Annotated in this window: 22 protein-coding genes and 1 pseudogene; 20 read left to right on the top strand and 3 right to left on the bottom strand. The window is 62.2% G+C overall.

The window, feature by feature from the left end; all coding sequences use genetic code 11:
- Positions 1-6: 6 nt before the first annotated feature.
- A complete protein-coding gene (locus AArcSt11_RS00115) occupies positions 7-2,301 on the bottom strand; it encodes a CDC48 family AAA ATPase (protein ID WP_250593591.1) in 2,295 nt (764 codons plus the stop codon).
- A 192-nt stretch (positions 2,302-2,493) separates the two neighbouring features.
- On the opposite strand from AArcSt11_RS00115, the gene cis13 reads away from it, so the two are divergent.
- The 20 genes and pseudogenes from cis13 (at position 2,494) to cis5 (ending at position 19,453) form a co-directional block, all read left to right on the top strand.
- A complete protein-coding gene (cis13, locus tag AArcSt11_RS00110) occupies positions 2,494-3,729 on the top strand; it encodes a CIS13 family contractile injection system protein (protein ID WP_250593590.1) in 1,236 nt (411 codons plus the stop codon).
- A 453-nt stretch (positions 3,730-4,182) separates the two neighbouring features.
- Positions 4,183-5,229 (top strand): eCIS core domain-containing protein, encoded by a 1,047-nt coding sequence (locus AArcSt11_RS00105; protein ID WP_353617682.1) that lies wholly within the window; start codon positions 4,183-4,185, stop codon positions 5,227-5,229.
- Positions 5,230-5,231: 2 nt separating this feature from the next.
- A complete protein-coding gene (locus AArcSt11_RS00100; protein WP_250593588.1) occupies positions 5,232-6,215 on the top strand; it encodes a DUF7958 family protein in 984 nt (327 codons plus the stop codon).
- A 58-nt stretch (positions 6,216-6,273) separates the two neighbouring features.
- On the top strand, positions 6,274-7,233 hold the full coding sequence (locus AArcSt11_RS00095; RefSeq protein ID WP_434803483.1) for an eCIS core domain-containing protein: 960 nt from the start codon (positions 6,274-6,276) through the stop codon (positions 7,231-7,233).
- Complete coding sequence (locus AArcSt11_RS00090) at positions 7,230-8,207, top strand: DUF7958 family protein (RefSeq protein ID WP_250593587.1); 978 nt, start codon at positions 7,230-7,232, stop codon at positions 8,205-8,207. Before AArcSt11_RS00095 ends, AArcSt11_RS00090 begins: the two co-directional genes overlap by 4 nt.
- A gap of 86 nt (positions 8,208-8,293) precedes the next feature.
- Complete coding sequence (locus AArcSt11_RS00085) at positions 8,294-9,238, top strand: eCIS core domain-containing protein (RefSeq protein ID WP_250593586.1); 945 nt, start codon at positions 8,294-8,296, stop codon at positions 9,236-9,238.
- Between the two features lie 2 nt (positions 9,239-9,240).
- On the top strand, positions 9,241-10,197 hold the full coding sequence (locus tag AArcSt11_RS00080) for a DUF7958 family protein (protein WP_250593585.1): 957 nt from the start codon (positions 9,241-9,243) through the stop codon (positions 10,195-10,197).
- 33 nt (positions 10,198-10,230) lie between these two features.
- Positions 10,231-10,410, top strand: a pseudogene (locus tag AArcSt11_RS00075) (DUF4157 domain-containing protein); the annotation flags it as partial.
- A 110-nt stretch (positions 10,411-10,520) separates the two neighbouring features.
- Positions 10,521-10,724 carry a hypothetical protein gene (locus AArcSt11_RS00070; RefSeq protein WP_250593583.1) on the top strand — a complete coding sequence of 68 codons (204 nt, stop codon included), beginning with the start codon at positions 10,521-10,523 and terminating at the stop codon, positions 10,722-10,724.
- Positions 10,724-11,212 (top strand): type II toxin-antitoxin system VapC family toxin, encoded by a 489-nt coding sequence (locus AArcSt11_RS00065; protein WP_250593582.1) that lies wholly within the window; start codon positions 10,724-10,726, stop codon positions 11,210-11,212. The genes AArcSt11_RS00070 and AArcSt11_RS00065 overlap by 1 nt, the downstream gene beginning before the upstream one ends.
- Positions 11,213-11,624: 412 nt before the next feature.
- Complete coding sequence (locus AArcSt11_RS00060) at positions 11,625-12,926, top strand: eCIS core domain-containing protein (protein WP_250593581.1); 1,302 nt, start codon at positions 11,625-11,627, stop codon at positions 12,924-12,926.
- A 2-nt stretch (positions 12,927-12,928) separates the two neighbouring features.
- Positions 12,929-13,915, top strand: coding sequence for a DUF7958 family protein (locus AArcSt11_RS00055; RefSeq protein WP_250593580.1), 987 nt, complete (start codon positions 12,929-12,931; stop codon positions 13,913-13,915).
- A gap of 27 nt (positions 13,916-13,942) precedes the next feature.
- On the top strand, positions 13,943-14,476 hold the full coding sequence (locus AArcSt11_RS00050) for a hypothetical protein (protein ID WP_250593579.1): 534 nt from the start codon (positions 13,943-13,945) through the stop codon (positions 14,474-14,476).
- Positions 14,477-14,478: 2 nt separating this feature from the next.
- Entirely contained in the window at positions 14,479-15,420 is a 942-nt protein-coding gene (locus AArcSt11_RS00045; protein ID WP_250593578.1) for a DUF7958 family protein, read from the top strand.
- A 368-nt stretch (positions 15,421-15,788) separates the two neighbouring features.
- Complete coding sequence (locus AArcSt11_RS00040) at positions 15,789-17,522, top strand: phage tail sheath family protein (protein WP_250593577.1); 1,734 nt, start codon at positions 15,789-15,791, stop codon at positions 17,520-17,522.
- 54 nt (positions 17,523-17,576) lie between these two features.
- Positions 17,577-18,029: a CIS1 family contractile injection system inner tube protein gene (cis1, locus tag AArcSt11_RS00035; protein ID WP_250593576.1), complete on the top strand. Its 453-nt coding sequence runs from the start codon at positions 17,577-17,579 to the stop codon at positions 18,027-18,029.
- Positions 18,030-18,033: 4 nt separating this feature from the next.
- Positions 18,034-18,195 carry a hypothetical protein gene (locus AArcSt11_RS00030; protein WP_250593575.1) on the top strand — a complete coding sequence of 54 codons (162 nt, stop codon included), beginning with the start codon at positions 18,034-18,036 and terminating at the stop codon, positions 18,193-18,195.
- On the top strand, positions 18,192-18,722 hold the full coding sequence (locus AArcSt11_RS00025; protein WP_250593574.1) for a hypothetical protein: 531 nt from the start codon (positions 18,192-18,194) through the stop codon (positions 18,720-18,722). The genes AArcSt11_RS00030 and AArcSt11_RS00025 overlap by 4 nt, the downstream gene beginning before the upstream one ends.
- Positions 18,719-18,961 carry a DUF6760 family protein gene (locus AArcSt11_RS00020; RefSeq protein WP_250593573.1) on the top strand — a complete coding sequence of 81 codons (243 nt, stop codon included), beginning with the start codon at positions 18,719-18,721 and terminating at the stop codon, positions 18,959-18,961. The genes AArcSt11_RS00025 and AArcSt11_RS00020 overlap by 4 nt, the downstream gene beginning before the upstream one ends.
- Before the next feature lie 39 nt (positions 18,962-19,000).
- Complete coding sequence (cis5, locus tag AArcSt11_RS00015; protein ID WP_250593572.1) at positions 19,001-19,453, top strand: CIS5 family contractile injection system inner tube adaptor; 453 nt, start codon at positions 19,001-19,003, stop codon at positions 19,451-19,453.
- A gap of 7 nt (positions 19,454-19,460) precedes the next feature.
- Here cis5 and AArcSt11_RS00010 read toward each other — a convergent pair whose 3' ends face one another.
- Together AArcSt11_RS00010 and AArcSt11_RS00005 are read right to left on the bottom strand one after the other, a co-directional pair.
- The gene (locus AArcSt11_RS00010; RefSeq protein WP_250593571.1) at positions 19,461-20,087 is read right to left on the bottom strand and encodes a Pvc16 family protein; all 627 of its coding nucleotides are present in this window, start codon (positions 20,085-20,087) and stop codon (positions 19,461-19,463) included.
- The gene (locus tag AArcSt11_RS00005; protein ID WP_250593570.1) at positions 20,084-22,291 is read right to left on the bottom strand and encodes an ATP-binding protein; all 2,208 of its coding nucleotides are present in this window, start codon (positions 22,289-22,291) and stop codon (positions 20,084-20,086) included. The genes AArcSt11_RS00010 and AArcSt11_RS00005 overlap by 4 nt, the downstream gene beginning before the upstream one ends.
- Between the last annotated feature and the right edge of the window lie 415 nt (positions 22,292-22,706).

Genomic DNA, 22,706 nt, shown 5'->3' with positions numbered 1-22,706 from the left:
CCGACGTCACTGCATGTCAGCGTCGATCGACGGCTGGCCGAACGTCTCTTCTAGGTCGGTATAATGAGCGCGCGTCGCCTCGTCGACACTCGGCGTGACCGTCTGCACAGCATGTTCGAAATTCGTCGCCGTGACTTCGACGGACTCGGCTGTCGTCCCCTCATCCGTGTGGTCGTTATCCGTGGTGTCGTCACCTGCCTTTATGGCCGCACGTGCAGCCTCCAGCGACGCTTCCCGACATAGCGCTTCGAGATCGGCACCGACGAATCCCTCGGTGTCGGCAGCGAGTTCCGGGAGGGTGACGTCGTCGGCAAGCGGTCGTTGCTGGGCATGCACGCGGAGGATCTCAAGTCTGGCCTGTTCGTCCGGAACCGGCACGTGGACGTGCGTGTCGAGTCGACCAGGGCGCAACAACGCCGAGTCAATGCGGTCCGGCCGGTTGCTGGTCGCGATGACGACCACGTCTTCGAGCGTTTCCAGTCCGTCGAGTTCCGTCAATAGCTGTGAGACGACGCGTTCACTCACTCCGGCGGTACCGCCGGCGCTCCCGCGCTCCGCCGCGATGGCATCGATCTCGTCGAAGAAAACGACGGCTGGTGCGTTCGTACGCGCCTTCTCGAAGACCTCCCGGACTCCCTTCTCGCTCTCGCCGACGTACTTGTTCAGTAGCTCGGGGCCCTTTACCGAGATGAAATTCGCTTGCGCCTCGTGTGCGATGGCCTTCGCCAGCAGGGTCTTTCCCGTCCCTGGCGGACCGTACAACAGCAAGCCGGTCGAATCGTCGAGCGCGAGCGTCTCGTAGATATCTGGGTGTTCGAGTGGCCACTGGATTGCCTCTCGTAACAGTTGCTTCGTTTCGTCGAGGCCGCCGACGCTGTCCCAGGAGACCGTCGGTACCTCGACGAATACCTCCCGCAACGCCGATGGCTGGACCTCACCGATCGCGGTATCGAGGTCCCCTTCCCTGACCCGGAGTGACTCGAGCGTCTCGGCGTCTATCTCGTCGCGTTCGAGATCGATTTCCGGCCGGATCCGCGCGAGGGCGTTCATCGCACCTTCCTTGGCGAGCTGCTCAATGTCCGCCCCGACGAACCCGTGCGTGCGCTCGGCGTAGTCCTCCAGCCCGACGTCGTCGGCAAGCGGCATCTCACGGGTGTGTACTTGCAGAATCTCGAGGCGACCCGTTGCGTCCGGAACGCCGACCTCGATCTCCCGATCGAATCGACCGCCACGACGCAACGCCGGGTCGACGGCGTTGACGCGATTGGTTGCTGCGATCACGACGACCTCACCACGGCCGTCGAGCCCGTCGAGGAGCGACAGGAGCTGTGCGACCACGCGGCGCTCGACGTCTCCCGAGGTTTCACCACGTTGCGGAGCGATCGAATCGATCTCGTCGATGAAGACGACCGCCGGGGCGTTCTCCTCGGCTTCCTCGAACACATCCCGGAGCTGTTCCTCGGACTCGCCGTAGTACTTCGACATGATCTCCGGCCCCGAGATGTCGGTGAAGTACGCGTCGATCTCGTTCGCGACAGCCTTCGCGATCAGCGTCTTCCCAGTGCCTGGCGGCCCGTGGAGCAACACTCCTTTCGGCGGTTCGATGCCAAGCTGCTGGAACAGTTCCGGATGCCGCATCGGCAACTCGATCATTTCACGGACCTGCTCGAGTTCGTCGTCTAGCCCGCCGATGTCCTCGTAGGCGATCCCGGGCTGGCGCCCCGAGGACGCCGTTTCCGACTCACTGTCCGCTGTCTCCTCGGCCGCTTCGGACTCGCTGGTCGTGGTTGCTGGCGCCTCGGCGACTCGAATCCTGGTCGAATCCGTGACGACCACCGGTCCCGAGGGGTCGGTCTCCTCGATCCGAAACGGCAGTCGCTGGGCCGTACTCGACGAGCTGGGACCGACGCCCAGCGAGATCTTCACCTGCTGGTCCGGCCGCACTGCTCGCCCCCGCAGCTTCCGTTGAATGATCGGCGCGACGTCGCCCCGGATCCGTAGCGACTCGGGGAGTGCGATCGTGACCGCTCGAGCCGGGCTCGCGTTCACCGTCTCGACCGTCACCCGATCGTCGACTGCCACGCCGATCGATGCGCGCATCTCGCCGTCGATGCGGATGACCTCGCGGTCGTCGTCTTCCGGATATCCCGGCCAGACCCGTGCCAGTCCGCTTCCATCCGTCCCTTCGACCCGGACGTGATCTCCGTTCTCGATTCCCAGTGCTGCCATCGCCGTGCGATCGATCGCCGCAAGTCCGCGCCCGGCGTCCTTCTGTTTGAGGGGCTTCACTCGCAGTTTCATTCGTGTACGTTAGTCGTGAATCTCAATACTCATGAACAGTCCGACTTTCTTTCATTCTTGTAGGGTCTAGTTGAACCGCCGTCCCGATCGCCTGCAACCGGACCAGGGAGCGAACATGGCTCACTGTCGTCGGTCGAAATATCGAAACCGTGTTTTTTATTACGTCACGAACTGTTCCACTTGTAAGGTATAATGCGCGGGAATAAATGGGATCCCTCCGGCGACGACGTGGACCTCTCGCAGTTTGCGAAAAACCGCTTCTTCGAGGGCAAACTGATGACGCCCCAGGTGATGGAATCCGAGCGGGAATACCACACCGAGCGCCTGCAGACGCTCGCCCGCCATCTCTTCGGCTCGGGGATCGTCCGGGGTCTCGGCGTCGATTCGCCGTCGGACACCGACGACGGGCTCGAGGTGACGATCGAACCGGGGCTCGCCCTCGACGGCTACGGGCGACCGATCGTCGTCGACCAGCCGACGACGACGTCGTTGCCACCCGCAAACGGTGACGAACTCTACCTCTTTCTGGAGTACGACGAATCGGCCGTCGAGCCGGTCCCCGTCCCCGAAAGCAACGGTAGCGGGGAGACGGTCCCGAACCGCCTCGTCGAGCGCTTCGAACTCACCCACCGGGAGTCGCCCCCGGAGGAGTCCTCGATCCTGCCCGACGTCGACGCCATCGTCGAAGACGACGCCGCCCCGGAGACCATCTGTCGGCGGCTCGTCGACCAGTACCACGACCGCCACCGTCGGGACGTGAGCGCCGACCGGGACCCGGCCGTCTACCTGGGCGGATTCGAACGGACCGGCTCGACGGGCTGGAGCGCAAATCCGGACGCCCCGTCGCCACGGTACGTCTACGATCCACAGTTGCTGTTCGGCCTGCTCGGGGCGCACCTGACGGACACCGATAATCCCCACCAGACGCCGGTTACCGAACCGATGGAGTCGCCGCCGGACGACGTCGAGGCGCTCAACGAACGGATGGCCAAACTCGAATCGACCGTCGATGCGCTGGCGGAGGAACGCCGGACGGTCGTCCGGTACACGCTCCGGAAGACGATCAACGACAGGCGGCGCTTTTTCAACGCGCTCAGTGACCGGCTCGAACCACATAGCGGGGCGGGCAGCCGACTCGCACGCGAGGTCGCACTCTCGTCCTCGGACGACGTCTTCGACGAGGAGGAGACCGAGGCGGCCTATCGGGTCCAGCTCGACGACGTGCTTGAGCGAGCGATCGAGATCAGCGACGAACTCGATGGCGTCGCGACCGAGAGTTCACACGAGACGTACCTGCAGGCGGTCTCGGCCCTCCAGGAAACGCTGGAAGGAGACGCTTCATTGATCGACGTCGTCGACGCCGACGACACCCTCAGCGAAGCGGCTGATTCGGTCGAAACGCTCGTGGACGTCGTTCCCGACCAGTAGCCGGAACTCGAACGCGATCACGCTTTTCCTGAATCGGTCCGCGGAGTGATGGCCGGGAGCGGTCTTCCCCGGCGACACTGTGTGGTGTCGAACTGCCGAATACCACGGCGCCCACCGACTTCTGTACATCCACAGATGCCAATAATTATATGCACACACGTGAAAAACAACCGACAAGCACAACACATGGGTTTCAAAACCTCTCGCTCGAACGACGAGGACGCGATGTCCTCGAGTGGGTTCCAGGCCCACCAGCACGTGACGGACCAGGCTGGCGGCGCACCGGACACCCAGCCGCGGACGCTTGAGGCAGCAACGGATCACTACGGCGTCGAGGTCGAGGACGCCCAGACGCTGTCGCTGCTGCGGATGCAGGAGCAGAAATACGGTCGCCGCATGCACGACTGGCTCGACGAGGGCGTTCCGCCGGAAGACCTGGGCAAGCCTCGGGAGATGGAAGACCATCGCATCCAGCGGGCGACCGAAGGAACAACTTCGGACCCCGAAGACATCCCGGAACCCGTCCTCGACGTCGTCGGCGGTGAAGGCATGCGCCTCGAGAGCTCCATTCAGCGCTCGCTCGAGGACCGGATGGATGCGGACTTCTCGGACGTCCGCATCCACACGGGCGCGGACGCGACCAAAGCGTGCGAGGCCATCGACGCCCGCGCGTTCACGTGTGGGAACAAGATCGCGTTCAATTCCGGCGAGTATAATCCGGAGTCGCCCGAGGGACAGTACCTGCTCGCGCACGAGTTAGCGCACGTCAAACAGCAGACCGGCGTCGCGGCGATCAGCATGATGCCCAAGGAGGGCGGCCTGCAGATCGATCCTGACCCGCAGTTAGAGCGCGAGGCCGACGAGGCCGCAGCGCAGGCCCTGTCGGGTGAGGAACCGCTGGTGGTCAATCGGATGGGTGCCGACGTGCACATCCAGCGGATGTCCATTCGGGACAAACTTCCAACTGGAGGTGGCGACGGTGATCTGACCGAGACCGTCAAGGAACTTACCGAGCGCGTCACGGCACTGGAGAATCAGCAGGATTCAACCGACTCCTCGGAGTCCCAGGAACCAGGGAAACTTCGGAACGGCTGGAACGCCCTCAAAGACAAGCTCAGCAGTACGAAGGAAGGCGCTGGCAACGTCGCCCGCATCCTTGGAAATCAGGGCCGCCGGGGCGCCCAGGCGGCGGCGAACACGGCCAAGGAACACGGTGACTTGGCGATTGGTGGGCTTGGAGCGGCTACGATTGGTTCGCTCGGTCTGGCAGCTGGCACCGCCAGTGGGACACTCCCGGCGCTTGCCGTTGGTGCGCTCGGCGCTGGCGCAGTCACCATGATGACCGAAGGGGCCAAGAAGGGCATGGGCTATGGTGCGCCGTCGGCGGGAGCCGTTGCCGACGAACTCTCGAGTCGCGGCGAGTTCGTGAGCAAACTCGCAGAGAAACTCGAATTCGATAGGTCTGTCGCGGGTGAGGACCCACTTGCGGGTGGGAGGTAGCCATGGAGGCAACAATTCCTACAGAAGACGAGCAGTACATCGCAGTTGATGTCGTTGACAACAAAGGTATTGAGCACAACTTGACGTTAGAGAAACAAGGCGGTCAGATCGAATACCACGAGCAAGACGGCTACCCGGACGATCCAGTTGAACGAACAAACTCGGAGAACCTCCACACGAATAACGCCCGGGCGTACGCGCAGTACTACGCCGCGGCGACGCGGGGTTACGACACCGTCGAGGAGGGAATCCACCCGGACCGGGTAGCGATGACGATGCTGGTGCTGGCGGATCTCTCACCCGAACAACTAGGCGAGTACTTCAGCACCCTCCACCAGCAGGCTGCAAGCCACCACACCGACCTCGAGCCGGTCTTCGACCTGCCGGAGGAGATACCGGCTGGCGCATCCGTCCAGTACAATCAGGACGTCTACCTCGGCCTTGATCGGGACGACCAGCAGGCGCTGGTCGACGCCGTCGGCGACGAGGATGCGACCATTCTCGAGTATCTCGACGATGTCGAACAGTTGGCGACCGATGGTGGCTCGGTGGCCGCCACACAGAACGGGTTCGAGGCGATCCGGTCGGTCGCCGAAGAACACGACGTGCCGGAACTTCTCGACTCGTTCGATACCGACCGGCTCATCCAGGACGTCTCCGGTGTTCACACCGTCTGGCTCTATCACGACGGCATCAACGAACGTCGCGGCGAGGAAGCCGACGTGGAGGGGACGGCAGACGCCATCCTGCAGGTCATCCCGAACGACTGTGAGACGCTCGCGGAGTTCAAGGAGTTCCTCATCCACCACCTCGTCTGTCAGGTGCGCGATTGCTACATTCGGATGGGGTTGACGCCACCGGAGCCGGTCCAGGTGACCGGCCCGGGTCTGACGGTCGAGACCGTCCGATATCAAGGGATGGACATCTTGCAGGACATCCACGATCACGAGGCGTCAATCGACTGGGACACCGTCACCGACTACTGAACGTCCGTCATAGATATTCGAGTTCAGTAACCGCTTCACGAATCAAGTACGATTGCCCGTGATCACTACCGCTGGTCTGTCGACGCTGCCGACGCTGACGCCCATCGAGAAAGACACACCTGCGAGTGGGCTGCACGAGCTACGCATCCAGCGGGCCACCGAAGGAACAACTTCGGACCCCGAAGACATCCCGGAACCCGCCCTCGACGTCGTCGGCGGTGAAGGCATGCGCCTCGAGAGCTCCATTCAGCGCTCGCTCGAGGACCGGATGGATGCGGATTTCTCGGACGTGCGCATCCACACGGGCGCGGACGCGACCAAAGCGTGCGAGGCGATCGACGCCCGCGCGTTCACGTGCGGGAACAAGATCGCCTTTAACTCCGGCGAGTATAATCCGGAGTCGCCCGAGGGACAGTACCTGCTAGCCCACGAACTCGCACACGTCAAGCAACAGACTGGCGGTGCGGCGATCAGCATGATGCCCAAGGAGGGCGGCCTGCAGATCGATCCTGACCCGCAGCTAGAGCGTGAAGCGGATGAGGCCGCAGCGAAGGCGCTCTCGGGCGAGGAACCGCTGGTCGTCAACCGGATGGGGGCGGAGATGCACATCCAGCGGGCGGACAAGCAGGCAACGCTGGATGGCTTCGACGAGGATGGCTTCGACGACGAGTTCGTCGAGGAAGCCGACGAGTCGGAGACGATCAATCTCTGGAGTGTGCTGAAAGCTGCCGCCGCCGGTGGCTCGTTGACGGCAGCCGCCCAGGTGCTCGTCCAGGCGGGGTTGCTCGAAGCCGGCATGCAAGACCCCCAGACCGCAGGGGCCGCCGTCGGGCTGTCGACTGCCGCCTACGGACTCGTTCAGGGATACAAGGCCTTGTACAAAGAGGTCGATCCCCAACTGCTCCGCACGGCGTTTAAAAAGGCCGGCAAGGAAGAACTGCTGGATCAGATTCTCAGCATGCTCGGTGCTGAGGTCTCCGATCACGAGGGCAAATACTCCGCGGAGGATTACCGATGAGCGTGTCCGGAACCATCGATGGCGTGCGAACCACAGATCAGGGAGAGACACGAATTGGTATCCGAGTTGTCGACAATAATGGCGCGGAGCACGGGATTGAAATGGATACCCACGGTGAAATATATATCCACCAATGCGACGCGTACGCGGACAAGGCTGCCGACCGAACGCCCCAAGAGAACGAATATAACGAACAGGCCCGCCGATACGCGAAGTACTACGTGTTCCGCGAGCGCGGCTATCCGACGATCGAGCCTCGGCAGCTCCCGGAGTGGCTGGTCGTCGTCGCCTCTGCCGTCGCCCAGTTGTCGCCGCGAGTGTTCGAGGTCCACTTCGGAGATTACCACCAGCAACTTCGCTCGGTCGTCGAGCCGGACGTCGACCCCATCGTGGATGTCCCCGAGGATGACGTCGCTGGCCTCCGTGTGTACCTCCTGAACGTCCACCTGGACATCGATTTCGAGGAGCGCCTCGACGAGGAGACGCTCGCAGAACTGACGAGAACGGTCGATTCGACCGCCGATCCCGACGCAGTCATCCAGGAGATTGCCGATGCGCTCTCGGGACGACCGCTCGATCCGGACCAGCTCTCGATCGCTGGCGTCTCCGACGTGGGCGTGCTGTATCAGGGCCAAACCAAAGAGATCGAACAGGAAGGTGACGATCCACATCCCGGGCCAGCCGACGCCCGGCTCGAACTCTCGCCGACTGGCACGCCAGGCGAACAGTACCTCTCGACCGAGGAGTTCCAGATACTGGTCGTCCACCATCTGCTGTGTCAGGCACGTGATTGCTACCTCCAGATGGGACTGGAACCGCCAGAACCCTTGCGGGTACTCGGCCTCGGTCGGTATCGTCAGACCGTCCGCAACGAACATCTCGAGATGTACGAACCGGTCCACGGGACGACCGAAGCCATCGAGGGCTACTCGCTTCCGGAGATTGGCTCTCACCTGGAACCGAACTCGGTGTGACGATGACGGGGGTGTGTCCACACGTGGCTCGTGACGCTGGATGCACCCCGCGGCCAGACCACGAAATACTGGGAAAGCCCAAGGAGATGGAAGAACATCGCATCCAGCGGGCGACTGAAGGGACCACTTCTGATCCCGAAGACATCCCGGAACCCGTCCTCGACGTCGTCGGCGGCGAGGGGATGCCCCTCGAGGGCTCCATTCAGCGCTCGCTCGAAGACCGGATGGATGCGGACTTCTCTGACGTGCGCATTCACACGGGCGCGGACGCGACCAAAGCCTGCGAGGCCATCGACGCCCGCGCGTTCACGTGCGGGAACAAGATTGCCTTTAACGCCGGCGAGTATAATCCGGAGTCGCCCGAGGGACAGTACCTGCTAGCCCACGAACTCGCACACGTCAAGCAACAGACCGGCGGCGCCGCGATCAGCATGATGCCCAAGGAGGGCGGTCTGCAGATCGATCCTGACCCGCAGTTAGAGCGCGAGGCCGACGAGATGGCTGCCCAGGCGCTCTCTGGCGAGGAACCGCTGGTCGTCAATCGGATGGGCGCCGACGTGCACATCCAGCGGGCGGCGAAGGGCGAGTCGATGGCTTACGAAGGACTCGACAATCTCACCGAAGAGGTCGCCAACCTGCGGGAAACCGTTGCCGAGAACCAGCAAGAGATCCAGGACACGAAATCGAGTCTGGGAGCGCTTGAGGACGAAGTACACGGCGGGTTGGGTGAAACGGCCGCTGGCATTGCCGGTGCCGGGCTCGGTGCAGGGGCGATAGCGCTTGGCCGGGCCGGAATGGAACCCGCCATGCAGGACGGGCTAGCGAACACGGCGATGAATCCAGAACTGGCTGCGCCAGCGATGGCGGCAACACTCATGGCCGCCAGCGTCGGCGCTGCGGGAGCAGGGGCGAAAGGGCTCTGGGACCGGGCCAAAGAGCGGTTCTTCGGGGACGAGACCGACGAGGAAGAGCAGTTCGAGGAAGAGGAAAGAGATGGCCTCCTCAGCTCGATCAAAGAGCGAGCAAGTTGAACATGAAGGGAGAGATTCTCGGTAAAGATGGGGATGTGACCATAGTCCAGGTATTTGATAATAATGATGTCGAACACGCTCTTGCGATCGAGCCAGACGGTGTGATACAAGAACACGGAGAAGAGAGTTATCCAGTCGACCCATCGAAACGCACTTTCGAGGAAGACGAAAGTTTCTCCCAGGCCCGTCGCTTCGCCCGCTGGCACGTCTACCGTGAGAAGGGCTACGACACGGTGCCAAACCCCGACAATCCCGACCGGATCGCCGCCGTCCTGATGGCCGTCCTCGACCTCGAGGACGAGCAGTTCGACGAGTACTTCGATACGCTCTACCAGCAGATGGCCAGCCACGAGCGAGACGACCTCACCCCGGTACTCGACATCCCCGACGAGGTCTACGACGAGGAGTTCATCGTCTACAAGCAGAACGTCTACCTCGAGGAGGACCTCGACGCCATTCAGGAACAGTTGCAGCGCCCGGCCGTCGAGGCACTCGGAGAAGACACGATCGAGGAACTCGTCGACGCCCAGGGACAGGGACTGGTCACGAAAGCCCGCTCCCTGCTGGGTGGCGGAAGCGACCAGACCGAGCAGTTCGATCCCGACGTCTCCTTTAGCGATCTCACGATAGAGACCGTCTCAGGGATCGACACCATGTACAGCGAGCCGGACGGCTACAGGACCATCGAGGCCGAGGATCCGATCGATCGGGAGCCCGACGCCCGGATCGAGACGTTGCCGATGGGCTTCACCCGGGAGCAGTTCCGCCGCCACGTCGGACACAACCTGGTCTGCCAGATCCGGGACTGTTTCGTCAGCATGGGTGTCGAACCACCCGCGCAGTATCGCGTCCTGGGCCAGGGGAAGTTCAAGTACTCGGCGAAGTACCGCGACTTCGACTTCTACCCTGACTACTGGGATCACGACGCTCGCATCTCCGGGTACGTCTCACCGGTCTGAGTGCCTCTCGACCAGGGATTGATCACTATCAACGCAAACATGATCGCACACGTCAAACAACAGACCGGCGGGGCGGCAATCTCGATGATGCCCCAGGAGGGCGTCGAGTTGGAAATCGATCCTGACCCGCAGTTAGAGCGCGAGGCCGACGAGATGGCTGCCCAGGCGCTCTCTGGCGAGGAACCGCTGGTCGTCAATCGGATGGGGATCGACGGGAACCAACGATTCACCGCGGATCGTTTTTGACCACACACGGGACGGTTGCCTTCTCGAGAATGATCGTCACCACAACGGATTTGGCCATTGCCATCTAAGACAGTGATATGAGTGATGCGAACGACGACATCGGATCGGTGGGTCGCCTAGCGATCCGAGGTTCACGGCTCGAACCACTACGCAATCGGATGGAAGCGTTCGTTGCGGACCACGACGATCCCGTCGATCTGTACGAGGTCCGTGAACAAACGAGTGCAGACGTGTCGCTGTCTGAGCTCGTCGATGAGGGACGAGACGGTCGGCTCGAGTGATGACTCACCTGTTTTTCGACACGTCTGCTATCGCGAAGCGGTACGCTGTGGAACCGGGGACCGACACCGTCGATCACTTAATCGAATCCAGCGACTCGACCGTTCTCATCACGTCACTGACGATAGTCGAGCTTGCTTCCGCGTTGCGGCGCAAACAAAACCGTGACGCGCTGTCGCGCTCGGACGTTGACAGGTTACTAACGGTGTTCTTTCGTGAGTCGCTCGAGGAGTTCACGATCGTCGCACTGGACGAAACCCGGTTCGAACAGGCACTCGATCTCGTCTTGGAAGATGATCTCAGAACACTCGATAGCTTGCAGTTAGCCGCTGCCCTCGAGGTGAATGCCGACCTGGAGTGTCAGTTCGTCTGTGCCGACGATGATCTCATCTCCGTCGCTGACACTCACGGACTGGAGACGATCGACCCGACGGCGGACGATCCACTAGCTGGCATCTCGCTCGGGAATGGGAGAGACAATGACTGTTGAATGGTAAATTAGTTCATAAGGTGCCGTGACGGTGGGATGGGTGCCGGTCCCACGCGGGCCGTGGAGAGATGCGCGGCGTCCCCGGTCCGGTGGAGCCAAGTGCACGGCCAGTTCCTCGTGAAGGGTGCACAGGACCGAATCAGGCCCGTCCGACTGCCTTTCCCGTCCTCGCTCACCGCTGGACGATCGTCTCGATCCGTTCGAGTTCGTCGAGCAGTCGTGCCGTGGCAGTGTCGTTCGTCATTGGTGCCCACCAGTCCACCCGCCCCGGCCGCGACCGGGCGCGTGAAGACGATTTTACACCATCAATGCACGGAGGCGTCATATTAATTACGAGACATCGAGCACAAACATATGTAGGGAGGACATAAGAACAATTATTATAATAGGGTGGCACTAACGTGGTACCAAGATGGCATTTCGATCTGCGAGGGAGAACACGGACGATTCAGCGTCCGACCATTCGTCGGCGGCGCTCCGGTCGGATTCTTCGGATGCGACCACTGGTGATCGTGCCGGCGGGCGTCAGCACTCGGGGTCAGTCCACGAGCAATACGACACACCGCAGTATCCCCGGCAGTGGCGCAAACAGCTCATGCGCCGGGAAAAGCAGTACGGCGCTGCGCGCGTGAGCCAGTGGGCCAGCGAGGGGATGCCGGTCGAGTCGATGGGCTCGCCCGCAGAGATGGACGCGGTGCGCGAACAGCAGGCCGACCACTCGGCGGCGGTACCGGATTCCATCGCCCAGGACAACGAAGTGTCACTCTATCGCAGCAAGACCGCCCAGCACGAGACCGGCCCGGCAGGCGACACCGGGCTGTCCGGCGTCTCCGAGACCGTCCGCGACGTGATCTCCTCTCCAGGTACCGACCTCGATTCCGACGTCAAGAGCAATCTCGAGGAAAACCTCGGGCGGGAACTCGATCACGTCCAGGTTCACACCGGGCCCAAGGCTCAGCACGCGTGTGAAGAGGTGAACGCGCGCGCATTTACCGTCGGCAACCACATCGCGTTCGGTCCCGGCGAGTACGATCCCGGGTCGCCGGAAGGACAGCACCTCATCGCCCACGAGGTCGTCCACACCCTCCAGCAGCCGGACGCGCCGATGTCGATGATGCCCAAGGCCGAGGTGGCCATGGAGATCGACCCGGACCCACAGGCCGAGCGCGAGGCCGACGAGGTCGCCGAGCGCGTCGTCAAGGGCGACCAAGTCGGCATCGACTCGATGTGGAATGCTGACGTGCACGTTCAGCGCTCCGTCAAAAGCAAACTTTCTGGCGGCATGTCGGCAGTAAAAGAGTCACTGACCAGTGACGATGCCGATAACGAAGCGTCGGAGTTCATAGATCTGGATGGCGGAGACCTCAGCGAGACCGTCGGCGCACTCGTCGAGAATCAAAAGCAGATTATCGGTACCTTGCAAGGACAGGGCCGAAGTGCGATCGACAAGATCGGTGAAGCCACCGGCAAAGGCGTCGTCGGTGGCACCGTTGGTCTCGGTGTCGCTGCAATGGGAATGGGACCGGTGGCGGCCGCGATCGCTGGCGGTGCCATGGCGGACGTCGGCAAGACGCTCTACGGTGATGCTTACCAGAAGGGTACGACCGCCATCTCCGAGGTTGACCTCGATGCTATCGCGGACAAGGTCAAGGCACGGATCTCTGGTACTGGGCACGGAGGAGAAACAGTGGCTGGTGAAGGAGGGCACGTTTAGACATGAAAGCTGTGATCACTGGGGAAACGGAGGATTTGGTTGGAGTGAACCTCCGCGACAATTATGGCGCTGAGCACATTCTAGATGTGCGAAAAAAGGACGGTAAGATTACTGCTCACCAGTGCGAGGCCTACGCTGACAATCCGGCCAATCGAACGACGGCGGAGAACGCCTACAACGAGCAGGCCCGGGAGTTCGCCAGGTTCTACGTCTACCGGGAGCGGGGCTACAAGACGCTTCCGCCGCAGCGAAATCCCGACCGGATCGCGGCCGCCATGTTCGCCGTGGCAAGTCTCCCGCCAGCAACAATCGAGCAGTACTTCGGTGACCTCCACCAGCAGCTTCAGAGCCACGAGAACGCCGCAGACCCTATTCTGAGCATTCCGTCCACGGTAGATCGCGACCTCCTGCGGGCTGGTCAGGATCTCTACCTGCACCACGACGAATCGCTCATCGCGGGAATGGAAGCATTAACCCGGACTGCTGCCTACGAAGAGCTGGAAGCAGCGACCGGTGCGGACGCCGAGCCCATGTCCATTGCTGAATTACAGGGCGTTCTGGCAGAGCTCGATGTCGACCTTGGGGAGGCAGCGGAACACGTCGGCGAGACACTGATCGAGACGACCGGTCCGGTCACGATTCGCTGGGAGAAGTCACGAGACAACGACGAAGTCCAAGCGGCCGACACGGACCAGCCCGTGCCATCGCGGGAACCGGACGTCAGACCGGACATGATCGCCGAGATGTTCGCGCTCGAATCTGTGGATGAGTTCCAGGAAGCACTCGTCCACCACCTGCGCTGTCAGGTCCGTGACTGCTACGTCGAGATGGGCGTTGCACCGCCGGAACTGTTCCGTGTGACTGGGCCCGGCTTCTACAAGAACATCGGCTGGTACGCCCACCACGATTTCTATCCCCGGTATTATAACTACCACGCGGACATCGACGACTGGCAGGACGAAAACGCGCTGGACGACCTTACTGCGTGAAGAGGGCCGGAGGTATTCGTTAGATCAATGGAGATCGACCCGGATCCGCAGGCCGAGCGCGAGGCCGACGAGGTCGCCGAGCGCGTCGTCAAGGGTGACGAGATCGGCCTCGATTCGATGTGGTATACGGACGTGCACGTTCAGCGGACTGGTGCCGGTGCCCCGATACCGGGGGCAGGCGGTTCGCTAGCCGAGCAGACGCTCGAGGAGGATGCAGAAGACGAAGATGAAGGATTTTCGTTTCGAGAACTGTTCGCATCGATGACGAAAAGTGGCATGGCTGCAGGCAGTGTTGCCGCGGCGGTTCAGGCAGTCGCGATCGAGGTCGGGATGTCGGACCCGCAGACGGCGATGACGATCGGCTCTGCCGGAGCGCTCCTGTCGGCTGGGGTCGCCGGCAAAATAAACGCCTACGGTCAACTCGATCCACAGGTCCTGCGCCGGGCGTTCGCCGCCGCTGGGCAAGAGGAGTTCCTGGCCGAGATCCTCAAGCACCTCGGATACGAACCTGAATGGGCCGATTACGGTGGCGACGATGACTACAACTACGGAGGCGATTAAAAATGCAAGCTGAAATTGTCGGAGAAGATGACAAAGGGCTGGGTGTCGATATTGTCGATAATAATGGGGCCGAGCACCATGTTGGGATGAACTTTGAAGGTGAAATCAAGTTCCATCAATGCGACGCCTATGCTGACAAGGCCGCAAACCGCACCGACAACGAAAACGAACACAATGCGCAGGCACGCCGATTCGCGCGGTATCACGTCTACCGCGAACGCGGGTACCAGACGCTCGATGCGTGGGAAATTCCGGAGTCGATCCTGCTCACGGCGGGAGTGATCGATCGACTCACCCAGGAGGAGTTCGAGGAGCACTTCGGAGCGTACTACCAGCAGTTCCGGAGCACGGTCGAAGACGACGTCGAGCCAGTGGTCGAGCCGGTCGAGGAGAAGGCCGATGGTCTCTCGGTGTACTTGCAGTACGTTTCGCTGGACGTCGATCTGGTGGACGTGTTGACGACCGAGGAGTGTGAGGCGCTGGAACAGTCGCTGGCGGAGGAGACTGATCCGGGCGCACTGTTCGACCAGCTCGGTGATGCGGTCGAGTCGCTCGATCTTGCGGACTTCTCTATCGTCAATACGTCCGAGCTGGGCACGCTCTACCAGACACACACCGACGAAGTCGAGAATCCTCCCTTCTATCCCGATCACGTCTCACCGGATGCTCGCCTCGAGCTGTCGCCGATCGATCCGCCCTGGAAGGAGTACCTTCCGCCCGAGGGGTTCCAGACGCTCGTGGTCCATCACCTGCTCTGCCAGGTCCGGGACTGCTATCTCCGTATGGGCCTGGAACCACCTGAAGGCGTTCGTGTGCTCGGACTGGGCAAGTACCGCCAGACTGTCCGTAGCGAACATCTCGGTTGCTACGAGCCCGTCCACTACACTGATTCGCCCGTCGAGGGGTACCGGCTCCCAAAACTCGGCACGCACCTCGAACAGTGAACCCCACTTCCTCTCCCTCCCCAGCGAGCGCTTCTGCGCTCACGGACACACCGCCCACCACCGCCTGCGGTCGATCCTGCGAGCGAAGCGAGCAGGATATGATGCCCAAGGCCGAGGTGGCCATGGAGATCAGTCCGGATCCACAACTGGAACGCGAGGCCGACGCGATGGTCGCCTGGGCTTTCCGGGCGAGGAACCGCTGGTCGCGAACCTATCAAACCACCGGAAAGCGACCGTCTGCGGATAGATTCCGGCCGCGCACCGCGCCCACGACGAATCAATGTACCTGCCCCTCATAATTTTCGAACCATAACACATAATAGGTAACCAGCATAGGCATGTAATGAGGAGAATAACGGAGGAAATAAATGCCGGAATATCAGGCACCCGGTGTCTACGTAGAGGAGCAAAGCACCGGCAGTAAATCAGTTGAAGGCGTCAGCACGAGTGTCGCTGGCTTTCTGGGCGAAACGGTCCGGGGGCCGGTCGAACCGCAACTCGTCACCAGTTACACCGAATTCGAGCGCATCTACGGTTCGAGTCCGAAAGGCTCGGTCCTTGACGTCGCCGTCGACGGGTTCTTCAAAAACGGCGGTAGCAAATGTTACGTCGCGCGCGTGACAGCCGCCGACCCGAACGACGTGGCGACGCGGACGCTCGTCGACGAGGACAAGACCGAGGTTCTCGAACTCGAGGCCAACGGTCCCGGGGACTGGGGCTCGAACGTCGCGGTCATCGTCCGCGACGCCCAGCATCCCGACCAGTTCGACATGATCGTCCGATACTGGTCGTGCGATCGCGCCGACGTCATGGATCCCGATTCGGATCGTCCGGAACCGTCGCCGGACGTCGAAGAGGTGTACGAGGGGCTCACGGCTGACCCCCAGTCCAGTCACTTCTACGAGAAGCAGCTCTCGAGTTCAGTGCTGGTCAACGTCGAGTATCTCGACGACGGCCGCCCCACGAACGGGCTGGTCTGGTTGAGCCGAGACAACCACGAGGTGATGACGGATGGTGGCGTCCTCTTGCCCGACGGTGGCGCCGTCGAAAAAGAGGTCCTTCACATTCCGGAGAACCTCGAGGAGCTCGGCAAGGACGAACTCGCCGATATCGCCGAGCCGATCGACATCGATGCCGACCCCGACTCCGAGGAGTTCATCGACGAACTCGAGGAGATCAGAGACGGTGAGCAGGAGATCGACCTCGAGATCGTCACGGACCCCTCGGAGAAGACGGACACCGACGACGAGGTGTCCCTGAGCGACTACGAAGGTGTCGACAAACCCGGGATGCGTACCGGTCTCGCGGCCTTCGAAGCCATCGACGAGGTCTCGCTCGTCTGTGCCCCGGACGAAAACGACGTGACCGGGTTGACGGACTCACTCGTCGCACACTGTGAGAACATGGGCGATCGATTCGCCATCCTGCAAGCGCCACAGAACCCTGGTCCGACCCAGGAGATGGAAACGCCCGTCGACTCGTCGTACGCAGCGTACTACTATCCCTGGGTCGAGGTTCTGGATCCAGTGACCAACCGGGAGAAGCTCGCGCCGCCGGGCGGACACATCGCGGGGATCTACTCGCGGAGCGACATCGACCACGGCGTGCACAAAGCGCCCGCGAACGAAGTCATTCGCGGCATTCAGGGACTACAGCGCACCCTCACCAAGGGCGAACAGGATATTCTCAACCCGAAGGGGATCAACTGTCTGCGCAGCTTCCAGGGTCGCGGGACCCGCGTCTGGGGTGCTCGGACCTGTTCGAGCGACCCCGAGTGGAAGTACATCAACGTTCGGCGACTGTTCCTGTACATCGAGCAGTCTCTCGAGGAGGGCACGCAGTGGGCCGTCTTCGAGCCAAACGATAAGGATCTGTGGGCGCGCATCCGCCAGTCGACGGAGAACTTCCTGAAGACCGTCTGGCGCAACGGTGGGCTACAGGGATCGACCCAGGACGAGGCGTTCTTCGTCCGCTGTGGCGAGGACACGATGACTCAGGACGATATAGACAACGGACGCCTGATCATCGAGATCGGAATCGCCCCGGTCAAGCCCGCCGAGTTCGTGATCTTCCGAATAGCTCAAGACACTGGGGATGCGTAGCTTACTTGCACCGACTGAAAAACAACTTCAAACAACAAATAAAAACATAAAATCATGTCTGAACATGGACCCCTCGGAAGCACCGAATTCAAAGTAGAGCTCGACGGCGTCGACGTACCAGGCTTCCTCGAGGTGAAGTTACCGTCACAAGAGGTCGACGAGTACGACTACCGCGAAGGTGACGACACCAAACACAACCGAAAGCTGTTCGGTGATGTCCACTACTCTCCGCTGCAGCTGGCACGCGGTGCCGACGAGAAGAACGAACAACTCGACAACTGGCACAAAGCCGTTAAAGAAGGCGACGAAGAGGAAGCGCGTAAGGAGATTGCCGTCGTGCTCAAGGACATGTCCGGCGAATCCAAGCTTCGCTATGAGTTCAGCAATGCCTGGATCCGCGAGTACGAGGCGCCGACGCTGAATGCGCAGGCTGGTGGCGGTGCCGAGGCCATCGCAGTCGAGACGTACACCGTCGAGTTCGAGGAGATGGAGCGCAAGTCGGTCTAATCACATGAGCAACGATCCCGCTTCGGGCGAGCACACCTACTCGCTCGAACGAACTCGCTATGGCGACCACTGGCGGCTCGACAGCGAGGGCTACCTCCACGTCGGCCGCAGCGCCGCTCCCGTGGACAGCGTTTCAGTTACGTACGTGAATTGCTCTAACCAATGACCGATCAGGCACTGCAAACAGAGTTCGAATTCACCCTCCCGCGTGGGTTCGTCGAAGACGACGGGACCATGCACAAGGAGGGTCGTATGCGACTGGCGACGGCGGCAGACGAGATCCAGCCGTTACAGGATCCGAAAGTGCAGTCGAACCAGTCGTACCTGACAATCACACTACTCGCACGGGTCGTCACGGATCTAGGCACGCTCGAGACGGTCGATAGGTCCGTCATCGAGAACCTGTTCGTGGCCGATCTCGAGTATCTGCAGGCCATGTACGAACGAATCAACAACACCGGACGAAACGTCGTCGAATCCGGCTGTCCGGAGTGTGGGCAGCTGTTCGACGTGGACGTTGCATCGGGTGCCCCGCTGCGTCCGGAGGACGATGATGCCGTGGCGCTAGATGCCGGTGAGGACGGAGCGATCGGCGGCGAGTTCAATCCGGCCGGGGATCGTTCCGAACCACCGGAGTCGGCAGACGACCAGGAAGCAACGGGTGATGTTCCCGCGGGAAATTCCGCCGAGTGATCAGCCTCTACGATCGCGAGACGCTCTTCGAGGAGGTCGCGTTCGTCGCCTATCACTTCGGCTGGAGCCGCGACGAGGCTCTCGGGATGCCCCACTGGGAACGTCACCGGTGGTGTGAGGAGGTCAGCGCGATCAACGACCGCATGAACGGAGGCGAGGACACCGCCGACCCCGACCCTGACACCGGCAGCATTCTGGGTGGGGACGGCGTGATCCAGAACTCGCTCGAGGACGTGTAAGGACGACGACCGAACCTATCAACCCAGCACGCACGACAGATGTCACAATCCGATACCCAATCGCCGTACTCACAGTTCAACTTCGAGGTGCAGATCGACGACGAGCCCGTCGCGGGCTTTTCGGAAGTATCCGGGCTCACGATGCAGCTCGAGACGATTCCCTACCAGGAGGGCGGCGTGAACGACCACGTCCACTCGCTTCCGGGGACGTTCTCCCACGCGAACCTGGTCCTCCAGCGGGGGATGACCGAGGACGCCTCCTTCTGGCGCTGGATCCAGGACGTCATGAGCGGTCAGATCGTTCGCAAGGACGTCGTGATCACGCTCAAGGAGGACTTCCAGGGCGAGAGCGTCTGGGGCTGGGAGTTCACCGACGCCTTCCCGACGCGGTGGCAGGGCCCGGACCTCATCAGCGCCGACCGGCGGATGGCCATCGAGACGATCGAGCTGACCTACGAGCGGTTCGAGACGATCTCCGGGCTCCCCGAGTAGTCCCGGCTCACTCGTCCTCGTCGTCCCCCGGCGCGTGTCGGCCGACGTCCGTTTCTCGTTCTTCGACCCGCGTGAACGTCTCCTCGTTCAGCGACGGGATCAGGACGGGCGAGACCTCGATCGTCGCCGCCGGCTGGTAGGAGACGTCGCCGAGCTGTGACCACAGCGAGAACAGGTCCTCGAGCGGCTCGTCGACGATCCGGACGGTCAACGGTGCATCCTGCCGGAGCGGGGTGGACGCCTCGGCCGGATCGATCTGGCCGATATCGTGAAAGAGCTGGAGCGTGGCGCCGAGCGTGTCCGTCCTGTCGGCCATCGTGACCCCATCGCTTCCCGTGGAGCCATCGCCCCCGTCGCCGGAGTGCTGGGGCACCACGAGGTAGCGAACGCTCACGGCCAGCGGCGGATCGAAACGAGTCGTGTCCTCGATCGTGGGAGAGACGGAGCCGGCGCTGTTGTCCTGCTCCACGCGATAGGGGTAGACCAACAGCTGGACGTTCGACAGGTCGTCGACCTCGTCCGGTGCGGCGACGGCGATCGCGTCGGGATCGATGGGATGCCACTCCGGGTCCGCACGCTCGCGGAGCACGTCGACCAGCAACGTGCTGACGTCGGTGATGGCGGCGAAGGTCATCGGTCACCCCGGCGTCGCTCGTGCAACGTGCGTTTGCGTTCGCGTTCGGTCTCGCCGGCGAGGTGCTCGATGTAGGGCTCGAAGTCGTCTTCGCGGATGGGCTCGTCGCGGTCGCGTTTGTACTGCTCGATGGACTGGACGACCAGCGGCTGGGTGATGGCATCGACGTCTCGTTCGGCGGCGTCGATGGCGATGTGTTTGGCGAGCTTGGCGATGTCGCCGCCGCTGAAATCGAATCCGGAGAGCCACTCCGTGTCGAGGTCCTCGACGGGCGTTTCGTCGGGGAACGCGCCCGCCCAGATGGCGGCCCGCGCGTCCGGATCGGGTCGGTCGAAGTGGATCGAGTGTGTGATCCGGCGGGCGAAGGCGGTGTCCATGTTCTTCGCGTAGTTGGTCGTCAGGACGACGATGCCGTCGTAGGTTTCGATCCGCTGGAGGAGGTAGTTGACCTCGACGTTGGCGTAGCGGTCGGTCGCGTCGGAGACTTCGGCGCGGTCGCCGAAGATGGAGTCGGCCTCGTCGAACAGCAGGATGGTGTTGGACTGTTCTGCGGCCTCGAAGATCCGCTCGAGATTCTCCTCGGTTTCGCCGATGTACTTCGAGACGACGCTCGAGAGGTCGATCTTGTAGATGTCCATCCCGACGGCACTGGCGAGCACCTCGGCGGCCATCGTCTTGCCGGTGCCCGGCAGCCCCTTGAACAGGGCGACGACGCCGGCGTTGCCCTCGCGCTCGCGAAAGCCCCAGTCGTCGTAGATGCGACCGCGGCTGGTGATGTGGGCCTCGAGGGTTCGCAACTGCCGCTCGGTCGTCTCCTCGAGTTCGATGTCTGCCCACGTCTTCGTCGGTTCGACGTGCTGGGCGAGGTCGTCGAGGGCGTCCGAGGACTGGGCGCGACAGCCCGCGCGGACGTGTTCGGCGGTGAGTTCGTCGGCTCCTGCGAGAGCGCGTGCGGTCGCCACGGCAGCTTCGAGCTGTCCCTGGGTCAGGTCGAACGCGCTGGCCAGCGCCTCGGCGTCGGCCTCGATTCCGAGCTGGTCCAGCTGGTCGTGCCAGAACTCCCGGCGCTGGGTGATCGTCGGTCGGTCGAACTCGACGAGCGCGTCGACGAGGGCGTCCGTGGAACCGGTTGGCGTCCACTCGCGCGTGCCCGTAATGTAGAGATCCCGGTCGAGTGCGTCGAAGCGTCGGACGACCGCCTCCAGGGAGGTGTCGACGCGTCGCTGTGGGCCGATCGCCACGTCGGCGCCGGCCAGGTGTACCGGGACGTTCTGGAGGATGGCTTCGCGGACGAGGGCGTCGAGGGCGTCGGCCTCCAGCACCGACGAGAGGTCCGCCCGGAGGCAGGTGTCGCTGGTACTACCGCTGCAGGCGTCGACGGCGCGATGGATTCCTGAACCAGTGGGCCCGTGGAAGTAGACGCGCCGCCCGTGCTCGTCGGCGTCCCGGATGGTCGCAAGCTGGTCACGCAGGTCGTCGTCGACCAGTAGTTCGTCCAGCGAGGTTCCCGGGGCCTCGATTGCCACTGGCTCCTCGAGCACGTCGGGCGGATGGTCCTGGAGGCCGTTCACCAGCGCCTGGTGGAGTCCATCGTAGCCTTTGAGATACTCGACGATGCGTTCGTCGACGGTGATCGGTCGATCACGGACGCTCAGGTTGGTGTTGGATGGATCGCCGAGACTGACGAGTCCGTGGGCGCGGAGCGGCGACGAACTCGCGAGCAGTTCGCCAGCAGCCAGTTGCTCTTCGGTCGTGTGCCCGAACAGAGATTCGACGAGGCCCACGGTCGGTCGACTGAGCATCTGATCCCCCTGCAGTCGTTTGTAGGTAGTTTCGATGGAGTCGTCGACCGTCGGGGCGACCGCGAGCAGAAGAACGTCGAGGGCACGGCGCGAGAGGTCGAAGCCGTCCGCGAGCCGCCGCACGCGGAGGGTAACGTCGTCGGTGGCATCACAGCGCGTCTCGATATCTTCGGTCAGGTCGTGTACGCTCTCGCGGTCGGTCTCGGGAAGCACGAGTGGCAGCTTCGCGTGGTGACTGGCGTCCGGTTCCTCCTCCCCGGAGTCCTGCGGTGTTGCTGACGACGGCTCGTCTTCGTCGTCTTCGACCGTCGCGGCTGCCTCGACCATCGTCCGAATACGGTCGAGTTCGACGAGTAGATGCGCTCGACTCGACTGAAAGGCAGCTTCCGAGGAGTCAGACATTTCTCTTTCTTTCTACAGTTAGAATTATAGATGTTTCTCTTTGAATATTTGTGTCGCGACCAGCGTTGATCGTGGAGATAGTCTCGTATCGAGTTCAGTTGCTTCGTTCTCGGACCACGTTCGCCAGGCCGTGGACCAATCGATATGATGGAATCCCCAGAGCGCCGTAGACGGGCAATAGCGCCACCACAACGGCAACGTATCCAACCCGCAACGACGTTGTATACGTCCTCAAAAGCCAATAATTATATGCATTGACGTGAAAATTGAGAGACAAGCACAACACATGGGTTTCAAAACCTCTCGCTCGAACGACGAGGACGCGACGTCCTCGAGTGGGTTCCGGGTCCACCAGCACGAGACGGACCAGGCTGGCGGCGCACCGGACACCCAGCCGCGGACGCTTGAGGCAGCA

The sequence above is a fragment of the Natranaeroarchaeum aerophilus genome, from assembly GCF_023638055.1.
Taxonomy (GTDB): Archaea; Halobacteriota; Halobacteria; order Halobacteriales; family Natronoarchaeaceae; genus Natranaeroarchaeum; species Natranaeroarchaeum aerophilum.
Note: the sequence above shows the minus strand (reverse complement) of the source record. Positions and strands in the feature narration are given on the sequence as shown.